We start from the raw sequence: 17,751 nt of genomic DNA, 5'->3' as shown, positions 1-17,751 counted from the left end.
GAAACATAGCGGCAGCGAGGGGGAGAGCAGCACAGAATCAGCTAGCCCAATGAGCAAAAGTGGTTGTCGCTTGAGGGGCGCCACCAAATGAGCGGCGGTTAGGGGCGATGCCACTGCCGCCGTCTACTGTGCAACCAAGTACGCCGTGCGTGCGCTCTCTGAAGGGCTGCGGCTTTTTATGGTAACAGCGGGGGGCGGGATGGAACAAAACGCGGATATCAAGTCGGCGCCATTACAAGGCGTCAAGGTACTGGAGATGGGGGCCTTGATTGCTGGTCCGTATGCAAGTGGCCTGCTGGCGCAATTTGGCGCCGACGTGATCAAGATCGAGCCGCCGAAGGAAGGCGATCCCTTGCGCAAATGGCGCAAACTACATAACGGCACGTCGCTTTGGTGGTACACCCAAAGCAGGAACAAGAAGTCTGTGACACTGGACCTGAAATTCGAGGAGGCGCGCGCGATTGTGCGGCGCTTGGTGGCTGAAGCCGATATTGTGATCGAGAATTTCAGGCCCGGCACACTTGAAAAATGGGGCCTGGGCTGGAACGAGCTCTCTGCGATCAACCCCGCGCTGATCATGGTGCGGATATCCGGATATGGCCAGACCGGACCGAACCGCGAGCGGCCTGGCTTCGCGGCGATCGCGGAGAGCATGGGCGGCTTGCGTTACGTAACCGGTTTCCAGGATCGCCCGCCAGTGCGGGTCGGGGTCAGCCTGGGTGACACGCTGGCGTCGCTGTACGGCGCGCTCGGGGCCTTGATGGCGATGCACCACCTGAAGGTCAACGGCGGCAAGGGTCAGTTCATCGATGTCGCCCTTTATGAGGCTGTGTTTGCAGTGATGGAGAGCCTGATTCCCGAATATAGCGTGCAGGGCAATGTGCGAGAGCGCAGCGGCTCCAGCCTTCCGGGCATTTCGCCCTCGAATACCTATCCATGTGCCGACGGCCAGTATGTGATTATCGCCGGCAATGGCGATGCCATCTTCAAGCGCTTGATGCGGGCGATTGGGCGCGATGATTTGGGCGACGATCCGGATCTGGAACATAACGACGGCCGGGTACGCCAAAATGACAAGCTGGACGCCGCGATCGCGGCGTGGACTATGCAGCATGATCTGGAACACGTGCTGGTGGTGCTCGACAAGGCGGCAGTGCCGAACGGTCGCGTCTATACGGCCGAGGATATCAGCAAGGATCCGCATTACAAGGCGCGCAACATGATCGAGCGTTTTGAGTTGCCGGACGGCCAGCCAATCGATCTCCCGGGCATCGTGCCCAAGCTCAGCGAAACCCCTGGGCGAACCAACTGGGTTGGTCCAAAGCTTGGTGAGCATACCGACGAGGTCCTGGCCTCGGTCGGTATCGGCGCCGATGAGTTGAAGCGGATGCGTTCGTTCGGCATTATTTAAGGTGGACCCAATGCGAGCAGCCAACGGCAAGCGTTTGTATATCCAGGAAGTGTCGGTGCGCGACGGCTTCCAGATCGAGCCAATCTTCATTTCGACCGCGCGCAAGGTGGAGCTCATCAATGCGCTCAGCCGGACTGGCCTGGCAAAAATCGAGGTGACGTCGTTTACCTCGCCAATAGCCATCCCCGCGTTGGCTGACGCCGAAACGGTGATGCGCCAGATCGAGCGAGTGGCGGGGGTCGAGTACACCGCTTTGGTGCCGAACTTGCGTGGCTGCGAGCGTGCTTTGGCTTGCGGTGTCGACGAGGTCAACCTGGTCATGTCCGCGAGCCAGACCCATAACATGGCCAACCTGCGCATGACGTGCGAAGCGTCGCTGCTGCAGTTCGCGCAGATCGTCGCGCTGGTGGCGGGCAAGGTGGCGATCAACGTCTCGTTGTCGACGGCGTTTGGCTGTCCGTTCGACGGCGCAGTGCCGGCGTCGCGCGTATTCGAGCTGGTCGATCGATGTGTCGCCATGGGGGTGGGGCGCCTGACGCTGTGCGACACCACTGGCGTCGCCAATCCGGCCCAGGTGGCGCATCTTTGCGACGCGGTACGGACCCGTTGGCCGCAGGTCGTCTTCACCGCCCATTTTCACAATACCCGCTCGATGGGCCTGGCCAATGCGCTGGCGGCACTGGATGGTGGAATCGATCGTTTCGATGCGTCGCTGGGTGGCCTGGGCGGCTGTCCCTTCGCTCCTGGCGCCAGCGGCAACGTCTGTACCGAAGACATGGTTCACATGTTCGAGGCAATGGGCTACGACACCGGCGTCAGGCTGAACGACATGCTCGATATCGCCCGCCAGTTGCCGGCCATCGTCGGACATGAAGTACCCGGCCAAGTGATGAAGGCAGGACTGTCGAGCCGTCTCTATCCGAAACCCGGAGGTCTCGGCTCCGGCAAGGACCAACAAAGGCTGGCGGGCCAGGGCGCGGCGGTCGCGCTCGATCCGGCCAGCACTTATCACGGAAGCACGCCATGAGCGCAACAACCTTATTTGAAAAGTTGTGGCGACGCCACGTCGTCAAGGAAAATCCCGACGGGCCATCCTTGCTCTACATCGATCGCCACCTCGTCTATGAAGTGACGAGTCCACAGGCGTTTGAAGGGCTGCGACATTTGGGGCGTCAGGTATGGCGGCGCGAAACTGTGCTGGCTACAGCCGACCATAATGTGCCGACCACGTCGCGAGCGCAGGGGATAGCGGATCCGCTGTCGCGGATCCAGGTTGACCAGCTCGATCTCAATTGCCGCGAATTTAACATCACGCAATTCGGCCTGTCCGACCAGCGTCAAGGAATCATCCACGTCATTGGACCCGAGCAGGGTGCGACCTTGCCCGGCATGACCGTCGTGGCGGGGGACTCGCACACCAGTACCCATGGGGCTTTCGCCGCGCTCGCTTTCGGCGTGGGCACATCCGAAGTCGAACACGTCCTTGCGACTCAGTGCCTGTCCATAAAAAAGATGAGGCCGATGCTGGTGAAAGTGGAGGGCGACCTGCCCGCCGGCGTCACGGCCAAGGATTTGATATTAGCCATCATCGGCCGGATCGGCACGGCGGGTGGCAACGGTTACGCAATCGAGTTCGCCGGCACCACCATCGGCTCGCTGTCGATGGAAGGGCGCATGACTTTGTGCAATATGGCGATCGAGGCGGGTGCAAGGGTTGGCATGGTCGCGGTCGACGAAAAAACCATCGGCTACCTGAAGGGGCGGCCTTTCGCCCCGCACGGTGAGCAATGGGACCAGGCCGTCGATTATTGGCGCACGCTGTCCAGCGACGTCGGGGCCGTGTTCGATAAAGTGGTGGAAATCGACGCCGCAACATTGCGGCCAATGGTCAGTTGGGGCACGTCGCCGGAGATGGTCGTGTCGATCGACGATTCCTTGCCGGATCCAAGTCTGGAGACGAACGCCGCCAAACGGATCGGGATCGAACGGGCGCTGGCCTACATGGGGCTCGCGGCTGGAACCAGGATCGACGCGATCCGGCTGGACAAGATCTTTATCGGTTCATGCACCAATGCCCGCATCGAAGACCTGCGTGCGGCGGCAGCGGTGGTCAAAGGGCGCCGGATTGCCGCCTCGATCCGGCAAGCGCTGGTGGTACCCGGCTCCGGTTTGGTGAAGGCGCAGGCTGAGGCGGAGGGCCTGGACCGTATTTTCAGCGCGGCAGGGTTCGAGTGGCGTGAGCCAGGCTGTTCGATGTGCCTGGGCATGAATGACGACCGGCTCGGACCAGGCGAACGTTGCGCATCGACCTCCAACCGCAACTTCGAAGGACGCCAAGGGGCCGGTGGACGCACCCATCTGGTCAGCCCGGCGATGGCGGCGGCGGCGGCGCTGGCCGGTCATTTTGTCGATAGCACCGAACTGTAACGGAGAACCCATGCTTGCCTTCACTACACTGAACGGACTGGTGGCGCCGATCGACCGGGCCAATGTCGACACCGATGCGCTGATCCCAAAGCAATTCCTGAAATCGATCAAGCGTTCCGGCTTCGGCCCCAACCTGTTCGATGAATGGCGCTATCTGGACCATGGCGAACCGGGCCAGGATTGCGCAAACCGGCCGCGCAATCAAAGCTTCGCGCTGAACCGAACACGTTTTCAAGGGGCCGAGATTTTGTTGGCCCGTGAGAACTTTGGCTGCGGCTCGAGCCGCGAACACGCGCCATGGGCGCTGGAGGACTACGGTTTCAGGGCCCTGATCGCGCCTAGCTTCGCCGACATCTTTTTTAGCAACTGCCAAAAAAATGGCTTGTTGCCGATCGTGCTCGATGGGGCCACGGTCGACCAGCTGTTTATTGATGTCGAGAAAAACCCAGGCTACCGTCTCACCATCGATCTGGCTGCGCAAACCGTCACCACCCCCGCCGGACCAGCCCATCGCTTCGATATCGACCCGTTCGCCAAGCATTGCTTGCTGAACGGTTTCGATGAAATCGAGATCACGCTGGCTCAGGCGGACACGATTCACGCCTACGAGGCGCGGCGGCGCAGCCAAGAGCCCTGGTTATTCCCATGACCCAACGCACGCGCCTTGATGACGTCAATGGCAACCCCCATTCCGGAAGGGAATAACATCATGAAAATTGCGTCGCTTGGAGCAACTGGCAGGATCGGCAGCCGGATTATGCATGATGCGCTCAGCCGTGGCCACATGTCACCGCGATCTCGCGCCATCCGCCCGCCGTCGCGCCGGGTACGGCAACGCCGAACCGGAGTGTAACAGCCGACATTTTCGACCGTCAGGCGCCCCGTCAGGCGCTGCTTTCCGCCGTTCAGGGCCACGAGGTGCTGGCGAGTGCCTACCGCGGCTCGATCAACGCGACAGCGACCGTGGCCGATGCGGCCCGCGCCTTGGTGGCGGCGGCGCGTGGTGCCGGCATCAGGCGTATCGTTGTCGTCGGCGGCTCCGGCATCCTTGAAGTGGCGCCCGGCGTGCAACTGGCCGATACGCCGGGCTTTTCTGACATTCTCAAACCCGTATCGCTGGCGCATCAGGACGCGGTGGATGTATTTCACGAAGCGGGCGACCTCGATTGGAATGGCTGATCCGGCGCCGATGTCTCGGGTCCTATGAGGGATTTTAGCCGCTGGACTTACGAAACCCCATCGATGGCGTACTGTGCGGCGAGCGCGCCGCACAGTTTCACGGTAGAGTTTCAGGCGATGCTCGTAGAAGCCCCACTCCGGTGTTTGTCAACGTAGTTGTCGCGTCACCTTACGCAACTTGCTTTAATTCTTCTGGCCGAATCCGTTCCGGATTCAACCAGACCTGATCGTCCAGGCTCCAGTTTCTGACATTCCGCGACCAGCGCTGCGGATTGCGGCTTCTGGCCTTTTGGTACACCTGTTCACGGTGGCTCAGAATCGCATCAGCTTGGCCGCCATGCCGCTGTGCCGGCGTCACGAATTTCAGGCCGCTGTGCTTGTGATCCTGGTTATACCAGCGCACAAATTTCTGTGTCCACGCCTGCGCGTCCTCTAGGTTCTCGAACGGCTTGTTCGGGTAGTCTGGTCGGTACTTGCACGTCCTGAACAGCGACTCCGCGAACGCATTGTCATTGCTTACGCGCGGCCGGCTAAACGACGGCGCGACACCCAATTGCTCCAACGTGGCCAGCATGGTGGCGCCCTTCATTGCGCTGCCATTATCCGAGTGGAGCACCAGCGGACGGCCTGCTAAGCCTTCGGCCAGGCTGGCGCGGCGCATCAGCCTTGACGCCGACTCCGCCGATTCGGCCACATGCACTTCGTGACCGACAATTTTCCGGCTGTAGATGTCGAGTACCATGTACCAGTAGTAGTACTTTCCCTTGATCGCAGCCGGCAGCCACGTGATGTCCCAACTCCAAACCTGGTTCGGCCCCGTAGCGCAATGGCTCGTGACCACCCGCCCAGAAGGCTTCTTTGCCTTTCCGCGGTAATGCTGCTGCGACGCAGCCTTCAAGACCCGGTAGAAGCTCGATTCGTAAGCGTCTGGTCAGCGACGTATTGAATGGCGCAGCAATTTAATCGATGATGGCATCACACCGCTGGGAAGCGGCGTCATCTCAAAGGGCTGCCGGTAGGTTGCAGTTCCAAGGCAAGAAATCATCAACCCGGTTGACGGGATGATCGGCGATATGCGTCAGCACGTGACGCAACCAGGCTTCGGGGTCGACACCGTTCAGCTTGGCCGTGCCGATCAGCGAGTAGATTGCGGCAGCGCGTTCGCCGCCGCTGTCGGCACCAGCAAACAGGTAGTTGCGACGCCCAATGGCGACGCCACGCAAGGCGCGTTCGGCCGCCGAGTTATCAATCTCGATGGCGCCATCGTCGCAGTAACGCAGCAGCGCCGGCCACAGCTTGAGCGCGTACAGGATTGCAGCGGCAGTGTCGGATTTGCGTGACAACGTGTCGAGTGTGGTGCGCAGCCAGCGTTCCAGCTCATCGAGCAAAGATCGCGCACGTGCTTGCCGAACCTGCCTTCGTTCCTCTGGTGGCTGGCCTCGGATCTCCGCTTCGATCACGTACAGTTCGGCAATGCGGCGTAGCGCTTCGGTAGTCAGCGCGGTCGGTCGCGCCGCATGCAGATCGTAGAACTTACGACGGGCGTGCGCCCAGCAGGCCGCTTCGCGGACCGTGCCGTCGTCGAACAAGGCGTTGAAGCCGGCATAGGCATCGGCTTGCAGTACGCCTTCAAACTTGGCCAGGTGCGTTTGTGGATGGATGCCTTTACGGTCGGGCGTGTAGGCAAACCAGACGGCTGCTGGCGTCGTGTCGCCAGCTGGCCGGTCATCACGCACATAGGTCCACAGGCGCGCGGTTTTGGTCTTGCCATTACCCGGTGCCAGCACCGGAATCGGGGTGTCATCAGCATGCAGTTTCGATGCCGCCAGCACATGGCGTCGAATGGCGTCAACCAACGGACGCAGCAACGCGCTGGCTGCACCGACCCAGCTGGCCAGCAAGGCGCGATCAAGATCAACGCCTTCGCGAGCATAGATCACGGACTGCCGGTACAGCGGCAGATGATCGGCGAACTTCGCCACCAGAATGTGCGCGAGCAAGCCAGGACCGGCGATACCGCGCTCAATGGGCCGGCTTGGTGCTGGCGACTGGACGATGGCATCGCAGCAGGCGCATGCCAGCTTGGGACGCACATGGCGGATCACACGGAAGCTGGCCGGTACGAATTCCAGTTGCTCAGCGACGTCCTCGCCCAGCGGCCGCAGGCCGCCACCACAGGCCGGGCAGTCTGCGGCTGTGGGCGCATACACTTTCTCGTCACGTGGCAAGTGTTCGGGCAAAGGCTGACGCACTGACTTCTTGCGCGGCGCCTGATCGGCGGCCGGCATCTCACGCGCAGCCTCGGCCTCGTCGGCCTGCAGGTCTTCCAGTTGTAGCTCCAGCTGCTCGATCTGGTGGTCCAGCTTTTCCGACTTGCGGCCGAACTGCATGCGCCGCAATTTGGCAATCTGCAGCTTGAGGTGTTCGATCTCGACGGCGCGTGTGTTGAGTTGTTCCGCCAGTCCCGCCAACTGCGCATCGCGCTCTTGCAGCATGCGCTCACTGGCCAACAGCAACGCCTTCAAGGCATCGATATCGTTGGGGAGGTCGGCTGGGCTGAGCATGCGCCAAGTTTACGCGAGGTGCCTTACGTTTACAAGGCCGACGTTGGCTTCCAAGTGCGTTCTGGCCGCCGCCAATCGATACCCTCCAGTAGCATCGACAACTGCGCCTGCGACAGCGCTACCGAGCCACTAGTCGCCTGCGGCCAGATGAAGCGACCACGCTCAAGGCGCTTGGCCAACAGGCACAGGCCATCACCAGTCCACCAAAGTAATTTGATGAGGTCGCCGCGCCGGCCACGGAACACAAACACATGACCACTGAACGGATCTTCCTCCAGCGCCGACTGCACTTTTGCAGCAAGGCCATTAAAGCCGGAGCGCATGTCCGTAGTGCCGGCAGCCAGCCATACCTTGGTGCCAGCAGGCAGACCGATCATCGTAGCACCCGATCCAACACTTGCGCCAGCGTGGCCGCATTGGGCTCGCCTTCAATCCGCACGCGGACCTCGCCCATTTCAAGCACGATAGTGCCGTTGGCATGGGAGCTGGTGTTGCTCGGCGCAGGCGCCGTTGGCGCCAGCACCACCGGCAAAAGGCCATCTTCTCGCAACAATGCAGGTACGCCAAGGCGTCCTTGTTGATACAGCCGGCGCCAGCTGAAGACTTGGTTGGCATTGACGCCGTGCTCACGCGCGATGCGCGCGACCGAAGCGCCAGGCTCCAGCGACAGCGCCACCAGGGCTCGCTTGAACTCCAAAGGGTGCTGGCGGTAATGGCCGCGTGAATTCGTGGAAATGATCGGTTGAAAATTTGTGTCCATAATCGAAAATTGTGGGCACAAAATTGTGCCGAAATTCGATCATGGATGACGTTGGTCACGCAGTCCAGACGGCGCTGGGAAGACGCTTACCTCGATTCCGAGGCCATGTACACACCTCGATCAGCCAACGTCGGCACGATCTGGCTCGGCGGCATGCTGCCGAATTCCTCGCTGTTTGCCACTGCCAGGATCTCGGTACGCTCTTCGTCACTCAGCTTGTTCCTTGGTTCCGGCCTCGCAGTGGTTGGGCGATTGTCGGCGCCGATGGCATCGTCGCCGTTGCGAACCCAACGCTGGAAAGTTCGCAGGGTGATACCAAGCTCACTGCATGCGGGTGCCAGCCGGCTGCCAGCTGCCTCTGCTTCCCGGATCAACTCAACACACAACAGGCGATCTGGGACGCTGATCAGTCTTCCTCTTTGTCCCCCCAGATCGCCTGGGCTTTTTTTCGCAGAATCAGCAGCGCTGCAGCCTCGGCCAGCGCCTTCTCTTTGCGCTGCAGGTCCTTCTCCAACTGGCGGATGCGTTTCTTGTCTTCCTTCGACTGCGCCTGTTGGCTTCGAGCCTGCTGTGCCACGCTTGCGTTGGCCGACATGCACGCAGCCCGCCACGTAGCGATCTGCTGCGCAAAGAGCCCCTTGCGGCGGCAATACTCAGACAGTTCGCTTTCGTTCAGCGCTGCCGTTTCCAGCACCACCGCGAACTTGTCCTCCGAGCTCCATTCTTCTGCACTTTTTCCACTACCTGGCACCGGCGTTCCTTGACTACGAAGTTGACGGCGCCAAGTATAAAGCGTCTGCTCGGTGATCCCGCTCTCCCGGGCCAGTTCGGACACCAACCGGTTCTGCGGCGGCATCATCTGCCGCAACAGCGCTTCTTTTCGTTCTGCTGAATACTGTCCCACACAATCTCTCTTTGCCCGCCCCCGGTATGGCCCACTCCATTCAGGTGACGCGACAACTATTCTGACACCGGGGGATGTTGAGACCAGATAATGTGCTCCCACATCAGTTTCAATTCGTCCGGAGCCCAGCGGGCGTGCCGCCGAAAATCAGAAGTGCGCGAGGTTCCGCTGACGGGTCTCGGAAGGCGTTTCCCCGAAACACTCGCGGTACTTGCGATTGAACTCGCCGAGATGGCGGTAACCCCAGTGAAAGGCGATGTCGGCGATGGTCCTGTCGCCGGAGGCCGGGCGCACCAGTTCCGCCCTGATCCGCTGCAGGCGCAGCTTCTGCACGTACTGCATCGGGCTGGTGCCGCAGGACTGCTGGAAAGCGCGCCCCAGCGACCGGATGCTGCATCCGGCCACCTCGGCGATACCCGCCAGCGTAATGTCGGCATCCAGGTGTTCGTTGATATAGTCCACGGCCAGCCTGAACTGGCGCGGCGTGACGGACCTGACCCGGCTCGCGCCGCCCTGGTAGTTGTGCGGCTGGATCCCGAGCAGGGTGAGCATTAGGAGCTCCTCCATGCTCGCGGTCTCGAGCCTGCACGGCTGCCCAGCGTTGGGCGCGTTGAGCGAGGACACGACGAAGCGCAGCAAGGCGCTCCAGCGCTGCACGGCCGCAGGCTGCGCCATGAGACCGTCGAAATGCAGGGGCGCATCGGGGAGGTTGTCATACATGCGTACGCACATCTCCTCGACGCGGCGGCGCTCGAAGCGCAGCTTCAGCACCTCGGTGTCGGGCTCATAGAGGAAAGTGGGCCGGTCCTCTTCCTGGGAAATGAAGGATACCCCGGACGACGCCCCAAGGGTGCGACCGCCGGCCGCCATGCCGGCCCTTCCCTGCACGGCTGTCGTCACCAGGATCGCGCCTTCGAGCCCCCTCGGCTCGATCTCGATGTTCGTCCCGAAGTGGAAAGTCGATACTGCCACCCGGCCGCAGTCCGCAGCGCGAACCCGTACCGGTTCGCGCAGGGCGCCGGCGCCCTTCGGCCGGGCGATGAACGGGCCTTGCAGCCGCTCGATGGCCGGCGTGGCCTGAACCAGGTCCGGGGTCGCGATCCGGATGAAACGGTCGGACAACAACAGGCCAGCTTCAGTCTCGCAGAACATGATGTTGCCTCCACAAGGTATCCGTACCCGCTCGCGGGCACGCCATTGCGCAATCGGACCAACACGCCAGCGCTCAGCCTACCACCACCTGGGCCGGCTTGAACAGCCGGCCTGAGGGCAAATCAGCCGATGTAGTCCGGCTGGTTGGCCGGGGCGGCCAGGATGAAGGCCGGTTGCGCGACGCAGTGCTCATAAATCGCAAGGATGCGGGTGAAGCGCGTGAGGTCGCAGCCCATCCGCATCGCATTCGCCACCTGGGGTACCAGGCAGCAGTCGGCCAAGGTCGGCTGGTCGCCGGCGCAGTAAGGCCCTGCCGGCAGCTGGGCCAGCAGCTGCTCGACCGCAGCCAGGCCCTCGTCGACCCAATGCTTGTACCAGTCGTTCTTGGCCTCTTCGGTCACGCCGAGCTTGCCGCTCAGGTACTTCAGCACCCGGATGTTGTTGATCGGGTGGATTTCGCAGGCGATGGTCTGAGCAATTTCCAGCACCCGGGCGCGCAGCAGCGAGTCGTCCGGGATCAGGCGCGGCTCGGGATACTGGCGGTCGAGGTAGTCGATGATGGCGAGGGACTGGGTCATGCTGGTGTCGCCGTCGACCAGCACCGGCACGATGCCGGCCGGGCTCAGTGCGCGGTAAGCGTCCTGGCCCTGCTCGCCGCCGCGCAGGTTGACGCCGGCGTAGTCGTACGGCAGGCCCTTGAGCGCCAATGCGATGCGCACGCGGTACGAGGTGGAGCTGTTGAAGAAGCTGTAGAGTTTCATGTCGTTTCAGTCAGTGGCGGAAAGTCGGGTAGTCGGCGCGATCGTTGCGCGGCTGCCGCCGGACCCGCTGTAGCGGGCCGACATGGCGAAGATCGCGATCGATGCCAGCAGCGCGGGCAGCGCCAGCAGCAGGATGATGGTCGAGAAGCCCAGCCCGGCGCCGAGCAGCGCGCCGCCCAGCAGCGAACCGAGGATGGCGCCGCAGCGGCCGATCCCCAGCGCCCAGCTCACGCCGGTCACCCGGTTGCTGGTGGGGTAGAAGGCTGCAGCCAGCGCGTTGGCGCCCACCTGCGAGCCGCTGACGCAAAAGCCCACGCCCGCGACCGCCAGGTTCAGGACCAGCAGGTCGGTGTACTGGAAGCTGATCAGCGCGATGAAGGCGACGGCGACCAGGTAGGACGTGCCGAGCACGCGATAGGGATTGAACTTGTCCATTGCCCAGCCCAGGGCAATGGCGCCGATCGTGCCGCCGACCTGGTACATGGCGGCCACCAGCGCCGCCTTGGCCAGCGGGAAGCCGGCGTCCTTGAACAGGATCGGCAGCCAGTTCGTCAGCAGGTAGACGATCAGGAGGCTCATGAAGAAGGCGCCCCACAGTGCCAGGGTGCCGAATCCGAGCGGCTTGGCGAACAGCTGCGCCACCGGGGAGCGGCCGGCCGCGGGCGGCGCCTCCGGCAGCACGAAGTGCGCGCCGTCGAGCTTCGCCTGCGGAGAGATGCGGCGCAGGATGGCGGCAATCTGCGGGCTGTCGGGCTTGCGCAGCACCAGGAAGCGCACCGATTCCGGCAGCACGAACAGCAGCAGCACGGCGCAGGCGATCGGCACGTAGCCGCCCAGCAGCAGCACGCTGCGCCAGCCGTATTCGGGGATCATGTGGGCCGCCAGCACCCCACCCAGGCCGGAGCCGAGGGTAAAGCCGCAGAACATGATGGTGACGACCTTCGACTTGATGCGCTGGGGCGAGTATTCGGAAGTGAGCGTGATAGCATTCGGCATCGCACCTCCGAGGCCGAGGCCGGTGAGGAAGCGGAAGAAGGTGAGCATGAACAGCGAGTCGGTATAGGCCGAGGCCAGGCTCCAGACGCCGAAGAAGAACACTGACAGGACCAGGATGGCCTTCCTGCCGATGCGGTCGCCGAGCGGTCCGGCGATGAACGAGCCGACGGCCAGGCCGACGAGCCCGGCCGCCATCAGCGGCGCGAGTTGTTGCGGCAGCAGCTGCCACTCGGTGCGCAGCGAGGGCGCGATAAACCCAATGATCGCCGTATCGAACCCGTCGATTGCGATGATGACGAAACAAAGAAATGCGATCAGAAACTGGTGACGCGAAAAGCGGCCGGAATCGATCAGTTGCTGCACGTCGACCTTGACGGTACTGGACATGGTTGTCTCCTGATGATGAAGGTGGGCGGATGCAGTCTTGCGCTGCCTTGCGCATGCCGGATCAAACTGGGCCCGGCAGACCCGCAGGGCCGCCGGGCCCTGCTATCGCAACGAAGGCCTCAGCCGACGTCGACGAACACCCTCCCGCTCTCGATCTTCACCGGGTAGCTGCGCACCGCTTCGGTGACCGGTTCGCACATCGGGCGGCCGTCGCGGATGTCGAACTTGCCCTGGTGGAGCGGGCATTCGATCTCGAAGCCGTCCAGGAAGCCGTCGCACAGGCGCGCATGGCCGTGGGTGCAGATATTGTCGGTCGCGTAGACCTGCCCTTCGACGCTGTACAGCGCCAGGTCCTTGCCTGCCGCCGCAACGCCGATCACGTCCTCTTCAGGTACGTCCTCGAGTGCGCCGACGTCCAGCCAGTTGTTTTCCATGTCTTGCCTCAAATCGGGTAAATCAGTGAATTCGGAATCATTTCGGTGTCGTAGATGCACAGCCGCGATTCGAACTTCATGCCTTCCGGCGTGATTCGCACGCGGTCCAGGTAGCGGCCGACGTTGAACACCGTCGTTTCCTGGCTCAGCTTGGTGCGGAACACGGCGTAGTTGGTCTCAGCCTCGATCACATCGCCGTCGCGCCGCAGGATGCGCGGCAGGCCGACCACGTGGCGCTGGTAGTAGGGGTCGTGGAACAGCGTTTCCTTGATGCCGTAGGCGCGGTCCTTCAGCATGCCGCGGCTGAGCAGCGCCAGCGTCGCCAGCGGAAAGCCGCGCTCGTAGTTCTCACGGGGCTGCACTTTGTACTCGCAGTCCTCGACGAAAAAATCGATCCAGCGGTCCCAGTCCGCGGTGTCGATCGCGGATGCGTAATCGGCGTTCAGCTGGGCCAGCGCCAGGTAGGCCTGGATGTCGTCATTGGTGTTCATCGATCAGTCCTCCATCACCTTGCGCCAGTAGCTGTACATCCCGCGGATCAGGGTTTCGGTCACCATGTGGTCGGTGTTCTCGACGCCGTGGCCGCCCAGTTCCGCCAAGGTACGGTGGAAGGGTTTTTGCTCGAAACCCATCTGCGACAGCTCGATCACCTCGCCGTCGTCCGCCGACACGAAACCGGCCGGGCCAAACAGGTTTGCCTGCACCAGGCGGCGCTGCGTCATTTCCTCGGTGTCGTCCTCGAAGCCGAAGTGGGTCCAGACGAAATCAAAGGAGCCCTTGCCATCCGGCTGGATGTGGCGGGTCGACACGCTGTTGACCTGCTGCTGGAAGATCACGCTCGGGAACACGGTCATCATCACTGCGGTCGGGCCGCCCCACCAGTCTTCCGGCACGATGTCGAGCAGGCGCTTGTCCTGCACTTCCATCGAGGACTTGAAGCTGGTGACGCCGGCCGTGACTTCGCTGGTTGCCGCCTGCTGGCTGCGGGTCGAGATCATCGCCGCATGACGGTGGTGGGCATCCATCTTCAGTTCGGACTTGTTGTCCGCGCGCCAGAGGCCGTAGGTGACGAACCAGGTGTGCAGCAGGCCCGGGTGGTACGGATCCTTGATGTTTTCCTGCATCAGCTTCCAGTTGCCCGGAATGCGCTGGCGGTTGTAGCCCAGGATCTTCAGCTTGCGGCCGTTGAACAGGCGGTCGAAGTAGCCGAGCATGTCCGGGCCGAGGTAGTCCTCGAGCGATTCGACTTCATGGTCGAAGGACGCGAACACGACGCCGCCGCGCACCGCGACCTTCAGCTTGGTGAGTCCGTGCTCCTTGGTGTCGAATTCCTTCGGCATCCCGCCGTTGACCTTGCCGTCCTGCTTGACGCCGCGGCGGAAGGGCACGCCCTGCAAGTCGCCGTTCAGTTTGTAGTTCCACTGGTGGTAGGGGCACACGAATTCCTTGCGGTTGCCGTGGCGCTCGCGGCAGAACTGCATGCCGCGGTGGGCGCACACGTTCTCGACCACGTTGATCTCGCCCTCATTGCCGCGCACCATGATGACCGAGCGCTCGCCGACCACTGTGCGCTTGAAGTCGCCCGCGTTCGGTATTTCGGCCTCGAGGCCGACGTAGCACCAGTGGCCATGGTAGAACAGGCGCTCCAGTTCGCGCTTGTAGACCTGGTCGTCGGTATACACCGAAAACGGAATCCGGCTGGTGCTTTCCTTGGATTCCCACACCGGACGGATGGGGAATACGACGGGGGTGTCTCCCATGTCTGTCTCCTTGATTGAGTGGAGCCTGTTACCCGGCGACCCGCACACGGATCTCGCCGAGACCGGCAACCGAACCGACCATCAGGTCGCCCGGCTTGACCGCGTTCACGCCTTCCGGGGTGCCGGTCATGATGATGTCGCCCGGCTCCAGGGTCTCGTACTCGGAGAGGCAGGCGATCGACTCGGCCACCGACCAGATCAGCTTGGACACATCGGAACGCTGGCGGTCTTCGCCATTGACGGCCACCGCGATCTCGCCTTCGCTCACGTGGCCGACATCAAGGGCGCGGTGGATCGGGCCGATCGGCGCCGACTTGGCAAAGGACTTGCCGAACTCCCAGGGACGGCCCTTGTCGCGCGCCTCGAGCTGGATGTCGCGCCGGGTCATGTCAAGGCCCACCGCGTAGCCGTATACGTATTCCAGCGCCTGCTCCACCGGGATGTTGGTGCCGCCCTTGCCGATCGCGACCACCAGTTCGATCTCGTGGTGGAAGTTGGCGGTCTTCGGCGGATACGGGATCGTCACCTCATCGCTGCCTGCGACAACGATCGCGTTGGCCGGCTTCATGAAGAAGAACGGCGGATCGCGGTCCGGGTCCTTGCCCATTTCGCGCGCGTGGGCAGCGTAGTTGCGGCCGACACAGAAGATGCGGTTGACGGGGAACTGCTCCTCACTGCCTGCCACTGGCAGGGTGTACACCGGTGCGGGTTCTACTGCGTATTTCATGTTGTTCTCCAGGTGGGATTACTGCATTTTTTCTTCGCGCCACAGGCCGAGCGCCTGTTGCATCGGGCGATCCGAGAAGCTGAACAGGATCGTCTTCGCCTTGGCCTGCAGGCGCAGCTCGTGCCAGGACGGCACCACGAAGATGTCGTTCGGACCAAAGGTGTAGGTTTCTCCGCCAACCTGGGCGCTGCCCTCCCCTTCCAGGCAGACATAGACAGTGGCGTCGGTGCTGCGGTACGCCTTGCTGGCGAAACCTTCCGGCAGCAGCTGGGCGAAGGCGCCGATGGTCGGCATCGGCGACGCGCCGGTGGCCGGATTCACGTAGCGCAGCTTGTGGCCGAAGTGGGGATCGGCCTCAGTGCGGGCGATGCCCTCGAGCGCCTCCTTGGTTTCCGCAAACGGGTAGACGAAGACCTTGGTCGGGTCGGACGGCGCCTGCTTCAGGTCCACCGGCACCAGGTTGTGGCCATAGCGGGCCAGCGAATCGCCCTCGGGACGTGCGGTCTGCTGCGAGGCGGCGCTGCCGTGCTCCGCGAAGCCGGCGTCGAAGAAGCGCAGGGTCGGAATGTCGAGGCCGTCGAGCCAGACCACCGGTTCGGTGCCCAGGTTGCCGTGGTCGTGCCAGGTCCAGGACGGGGTGATGATGAAGTCGCCGCGGCGCATGGTGGTGCGTTCGCCGTCGACGGCGGTGTAGGCGCCCTCGCCGTCCAGCACCAGGCGCAGCGCCGACTGGCTGTGGCGATGGGCGGGCGCCACTTCGCCGGGCAGGATCAGCTGCAGGCCGGCATAAAGGGACTGCGTGATCGACGAATTGCCGCGCATGGCCGGGTTTTCCAGGATCAGCACGCGGCGCTCGGCCTCTTCCGCCGTGATCAGGCGGCCGGCTTCCATCACCTGTTCGCGCACGTCGGCGTAACACCACAGCGCAGGCACCACCGGGGACTTGGGCGACTTCGGCACCAGGGCGCCGAGCACTTCCCACAGCGGGGTCAGGTGGTTGCCGCTGATACGGCGGTAGAACTCGGCGCGCTGTTCCTTCACGGCGTTTTGGGCGCTGTCCTGCGCGGAAAGCGTTTGACTTCCTTGCATCTCCATTTCCTTCTCCTTGGTCAAGCCGCTTTCGCGTAGAACGCGTCGGCGTAGATGTGTTCGGCCGAAATGCCCCGGTCGCGGGCTACCACGGATGCGGCGTCGACCATCGGCGGCGCTCCGCACAGGTAGGCGCGCCAGTCGGCGAGCGAGCTCCAGTCCTGCGCCACCGCCTCGGTGACGATCCCGCTGCGCATGGACTCGCCGCCATCGCCTTCGGTAACGACGATGTGCACATTCAGGTTGCGATGGCGCTCGGCCAGCCGTTCCAGCTCGCGGGTGCAGTAGATGTCGCGCTGGCTGCGCACGCCGAAGTACAAGTGGATGTCGTTCTGCATCCCCGACTCCAGCGCACCGCGCACGATCGATAGCACCGGGGCCAGGCCGGTGCCCCCGGCCACGCACAGCATCGGGCCTTCGTGGCGGGTGCGCAGGTAGGAAGTGCCGAGCGGACCGCTGACGCGCACCGTGTCGCCCACCTTGAGCTCGCGGTCGACGTAGCCGCTGACCAGGCCGTCCTTGACGACGCGGACGTGGAATTCCAGTTCATCGTCGCCCGGCAGGCCGGCCATCGAGTAGGGGCGGATGTGGTTCGGGGTGAACTGCAGGGTCGCGTACTGGCCGGGCGAGAATTCGAGCGGCTTGGCCGAACGGAGGCGCAGGCGGCGAATGTCGTGGGTGACCTGCTCGACCGCGGTGACGGTGGTCTTGAGGATGCGGGCCGGATGGTTGATTACTTCGTCCGGCTCGGGAATTTCGATGGTGCAGTCGCCGGTCAGGACGCTGGTGCAGGCAAGGATGGTTTGACCGCCTTCCGCGGTGATCGCGTTGCCGAGGCTAATTTCATCGGTGACGCTGCCTGCGACGACCTTGCAACGGCAGGTGCCGCAGCGGCCCGCGGTGCAGCTATAGGAGATCGGAACGTTGTGTTCGCGCAGGGTCGCCAACAGGTTGGCGCCTGCGGTAGCGTTCACCACCTTGTCGAGCGGTTGGATGTGCAGCTTCATACTGTCTCCGAATATCTGTTATGCGTCGCTGGATGAAAGTATAGGTTTTCGACTAAAATAAAAATACTAAATCCCGTGAATCGACAATATAGATTTCGTGAATGTAGATGCTGAATCTCAGAGACATCGATCTGAACCTGCTGGTTGTTTTCCAGCAGCTGTACAAGGAGCGGCGTGTTGCGCTCGTGGCAGA

17 protein-coding genes and 2 pseudogenes are annotated in these 17,751 nt (G+C 62.8%); 5 read left to right on the top strand and 14 right to left on the bottom strand.

Annotation, left to right across the window (positions count from 1 at the left end; genetic code table 11):
- Positions 1–199 precede the first annotated feature (199 nt).
- The 5 genes from CLU90_RS27945 to CLU90_RS27925 all read left to right on the top strand — a co-directional run bounded on the left by CLU90_RS27945 (position 200) and on the right by CLU90_RS27925 (position 5,017).
- A complete protein-coding gene (locus CLU90_RS27945; RefSeq protein WP_100429603.1) occupies positions 200–1,411 on the top strand; it encodes a CaiB/BaiF CoA transferase family protein in 1,212 nt (403 codons plus the stop codon).
- Positions 1,412–1,421: 10 nt separating this feature from the next.
- Positions 1,422–2,438, top strand: coding sequence for a hydroxymethylglutaryl-CoA lyase (locus CLU90_RS27940; protein ID WP_100429602.1), 1,017 nt, complete (start codon positions 1,422–1,424; stop codon positions 2,436–2,438).
- The gene (leuC, locus tag CLU90_RS27935; protein WP_100429601.1) at positions 2,435–3,838 is read left to right on the top strand and encodes a 3-isopropylmalate dehydratase large subunit; all 1,404 of its coding nucleotides are present in this window, start codon (positions 2,435–2,437) and stop codon (positions 3,836–3,838) included. The genes CLU90_RS27940 and leuC overlap by 4 nt, the downstream gene beginning before the upstream one ends.
- A 10-nt stretch (positions 3,839–3,848) precedes the next feature.
- Positions 3,849–4,487, top strand: coding sequence for a 3-isopropylmalate dehydratase small subunit (leuD, locus tag CLU90_RS27930; protein ID WP_100429600.1), 639 nt, complete (start codon positions 3,849–3,851; stop codon positions 4,485–4,487).
- Positions 4,488–4,633: 146 nt separating this feature from the next.
- Entirely contained in the window at positions 4,634–5,017 is a 384-nt protein-coding gene (locus CLU90_RS27925) for an NAD(P)H-binding protein (RefSeq protein ID WP_100429599.1), read from the top strand.
- Between the two features lie 169 nt (positions 5,018–5,186).
- Here CLU90_RS27925 and CLU90_RS27920 read toward each other — a convergent pair.
- The 14 genes and pseudogenes from CLU90_RS27920 to CLU90_RS27850 all read right to left on the bottom strand — a co-directional run.
- A pseudogene (locus tag CLU90_RS27920) lies at positions 5,187–5,942 on the bottom strand (IS3 family transposase); the annotation flags it as partial.
- Between the two features lie 76 nt (positions 5,943–6,018).
- Positions 6,019–7,581 carry an IS66 family transposase gene (gene tnpC, locus CLU90_RS27915; protein ID WP_100427165.1) on the bottom strand — a complete coding sequence of 521 codons (1,563 nt, stop codon included), beginning with the start codon at positions 7,579–7,581 and terminating at the stop codon, positions 6,019–6,021.
- A gap of 29 nt (positions 7,582–7,610) precedes the next feature.
- Entirely contained in the window at positions 7,611–7,958 is a 348-nt protein-coding gene (gene tnpB, locus CLU90_RS27910; RefSeq protein ID WP_100427164.1) for an IS66 family insertion sequence element accessory protein TnpB, read from the bottom strand.
- Positions 7,955–8,320, bottom strand: coding sequence for an IS66-like element accessory protein TnpA (gene tnpA / locus CLU90_RS30235; RefSeq protein ID WP_442906730.1), 366 nt, complete (start codon positions 8,318–8,320; stop codon positions 7,955–7,957). The genes tnpB and tnpA overlap by 4 nt, the downstream gene beginning before the upstream one ends.
- 113 nt (positions 8,321–8,433) lie before the next feature.
- A pseudogene (locus CLU90_RS30170) lies at positions 8,434–9,245 on the bottom strand (transposase); the annotation flags it as partial.
- 147 nt (positions 9,246–9,392) lie between these two features.
- Positions 9,393–10,397, bottom strand: coding sequence for an AraC family transcriptional regulator (locus CLU90_RS27890; protein WP_100429595.1), 1,005 nt, complete (start codon positions 10,395–10,397; stop codon positions 9,393–9,395).
- 122 nt (positions 10,398–10,519) lie between these two features.
- The gene (gene maiA / locus CLU90_RS27885; RefSeq protein WP_100429594.1) at positions 10,520–11,158 is read right to left on the bottom strand and encodes a maleylacetoacetate isomerase; all 639 of its coding nucleotides are present in this window, start codon (positions 11,156–11,158) and stop codon (positions 10,520–10,522) included.
- 6 nt (positions 11,159–11,164) lie between these two features.
- Positions 11,165–12,541: an MFS transporter gene (locus CLU90_RS27880; protein WP_100429593.1), complete on the bottom strand. Its 1,377-nt coding sequence runs from the start codon at positions 12,539–12,541 to the stop codon at positions 11,165–11,167.
- 119 nt (positions 12,542–12,660) lie between these two features.
- On the bottom strand, positions 12,661–12,975 hold the full coding sequence (locus CLU90_RS27875) for a non-heme iron oxygenase ferredoxin subunit (protein ID WP_100429592.1): 315 nt from the start codon (positions 12,973–12,975) through the stop codon (positions 12,661–12,663).
- A gap of 8 nt (positions 12,976–12,983) precedes the next feature.
- Positions 12,984–13,466 carry an aromatic-ring-hydroxylating dioxygenase subunit beta gene (locus CLU90_RS27870; protein WP_100429591.1) on the bottom strand — a complete coding sequence of 161 codons (483 nt, stop codon included), beginning with the start codon at positions 13,464–13,466 and terminating at the stop codon, positions 12,984–12,986.
- A gap of 3 nt (positions 13,467–13,469) precedes the next feature.
- Positions 13,470–14,735: an aromatic ring-hydroxylating dioxygenase subunit alpha gene (locus CLU90_RS27865; RefSeq protein WP_100429590.1), complete on the bottom strand. Its 1,266-nt coding sequence runs from the start codon at positions 14,733–14,735 to the stop codon at positions 13,470–13,472.
- A gap of 28 nt (positions 14,736–14,763) precedes the next feature.
- Positions 14,764–15,462, bottom strand: coding sequence for a fumarylacetoacetate hydrolase family protein (locus CLU90_RS27860; RefSeq protein WP_100429589.1), 699 nt, complete (start codon positions 15,460–15,462; stop codon positions 14,764–14,766).
- 18 nt (positions 15,463–15,480) lie between these two features.
- Positions 15,481–16,551: a gentisate 1,2-dioxygenase gene (gene gtdA, locus CLU90_RS27855; RefSeq protein WP_100429712.1), complete on the bottom strand. Its 1,071-nt coding sequence runs from the start codon at positions 16,549–16,551 to the stop codon at positions 15,481–15,483.
- Positions 16,552–16,571: 20 nt separating this feature from the next.
- Complete coding sequence (locus CLU90_RS27850) at positions 16,572–17,558, bottom strand: FAD-binding oxidoreductase (RefSeq protein WP_100429588.1); 987 nt, start codon at positions 17,556–17,558, stop codon at positions 16,572–16,574.
- Positions 17,559–17,751 lie beyond the last annotated feature (193 nt).

The sequence above is a fragment of the Janthinobacterium sp. 67 genome (genome assembly GCF_002797895.1).
Taxonomy (GTDB): Bacteria; Pseudomonadota; Gammaproteobacteria; order Burkholderiales; family Burkholderiaceae_D; genus Janthinobacterium.
The sequence above is the reverse complement of the archived record's forward strand: the minus strand, read 5'-3'. Positions and strand labels throughout refer to the sequence as shown.

What these genes read in the sequence shown, in the direction of transcription:
- CLU90_RS27945 (WP_100429603.1), top strand. Translation starts at nt 200, where the DNA reads ATGGAACAAAACGCGGATATCAAGTCGGCGCCATTACAAGGCGTCAAG.
- CLU90_RS27940 (WP_100429602.1), top strand. Translation starts at nt 1,422, where the DNA reads ATGCGAGCAGCCAACGGCAAGCGTTTGTATATCCAGGAAGTGTCGGTG.
- leuC (WP_100429601.1), top strand. Translation starts at nt 2,435, where the DNA reads ATGAGCGCAACAACCTTATTTGAAAAGTTGTGGCGACGCCACGTCGTC.
- leuD (WP_100429600.1), top strand. Translation starts at nt 3,849, where the DNA reads ATGCTTGCCTTCACTACACTGAACGGACTGGTGGCGCCGATCGACCGG.
- tnpC (WP_100427165.1), bottom strand. Translation starts at nt 7,581, where the DNA reads ATGCTCAGCCCAGCCGACCTCCCCAACGATATCGATGCCTTGAAGGCG.
- tnpB (WP_100427164.1), bottom strand. Translation starts at nt 7,958, where the DNA reads ATGATCGGTCTGCCTGCTGGCACCAAGGTATGGCTGGCTGCCGGCACT.
- CLU90_RS27890 (WP_100429595.1), bottom strand. Translation starts at nt 10,397, where the DNA reads ATGTTCTGCGAGACTGAAGCTGGCCTGTTGTTGTCCGACCGTTTCATC.
- maiA (WP_100429594.1), bottom strand. Translation starts at nt 11,158, where the DNA reads ATGAAACTCTACAGCTTCTTCAACAGCTCCACCTCGTACCGCGTGCGC.
- CLU90_RS27880 (WP_100429593.1), bottom strand. Translation starts at nt 12,541, where the DNA reads ATGTCCAGTACCGTCAAGGTCGACGTGCAGCAACTGATCGATTCCGGC.
- CLU90_RS27875 (WP_100429592.1), bottom strand. Translation starts at nt 12,975, where the DNA reads ATGGAAAACAACTGGCTGGACGTCGGCGCACTCGAGGACGTACCTGAA.
- CLU90_RS27870 (WP_100429591.1), bottom strand. Translation starts at nt 13,466, where the DNA reads ATGAACACCAATGACGACATCCAGGCCTACCTGGCGCTGGCCCAGCTG.
- CLU90_RS27865 (WP_100429590.1), bottom strand. Translation starts at nt 14,735, where the DNA reads ATGGGAGACACCCCCGTCGTATTCCCCATCCGTCCGGTGTGGGAATCC.
- CLU90_RS27860 (WP_100429589.1), bottom strand. Translation starts at nt 15,462, where the DNA reads ATGAAATACGCAGTAGAACCCGCACCGGTGTACACCCTGCCAGTGGCA.
- gtdA (WP_100429712.1), bottom strand. Translation starts at nt 16,551, where the DNA reads ATGCAAGGAAGTCAAACGCTTTCCGCGCAGGACAGCGCCCAAAACGCC.
- CLU90_RS27850 (WP_100429588.1), bottom strand. Translation starts at nt 17,558, where the DNA reads ATGAAGCTGCACATCCAACCGCTCGACAAGGTGGTGAACGCTACCGCA.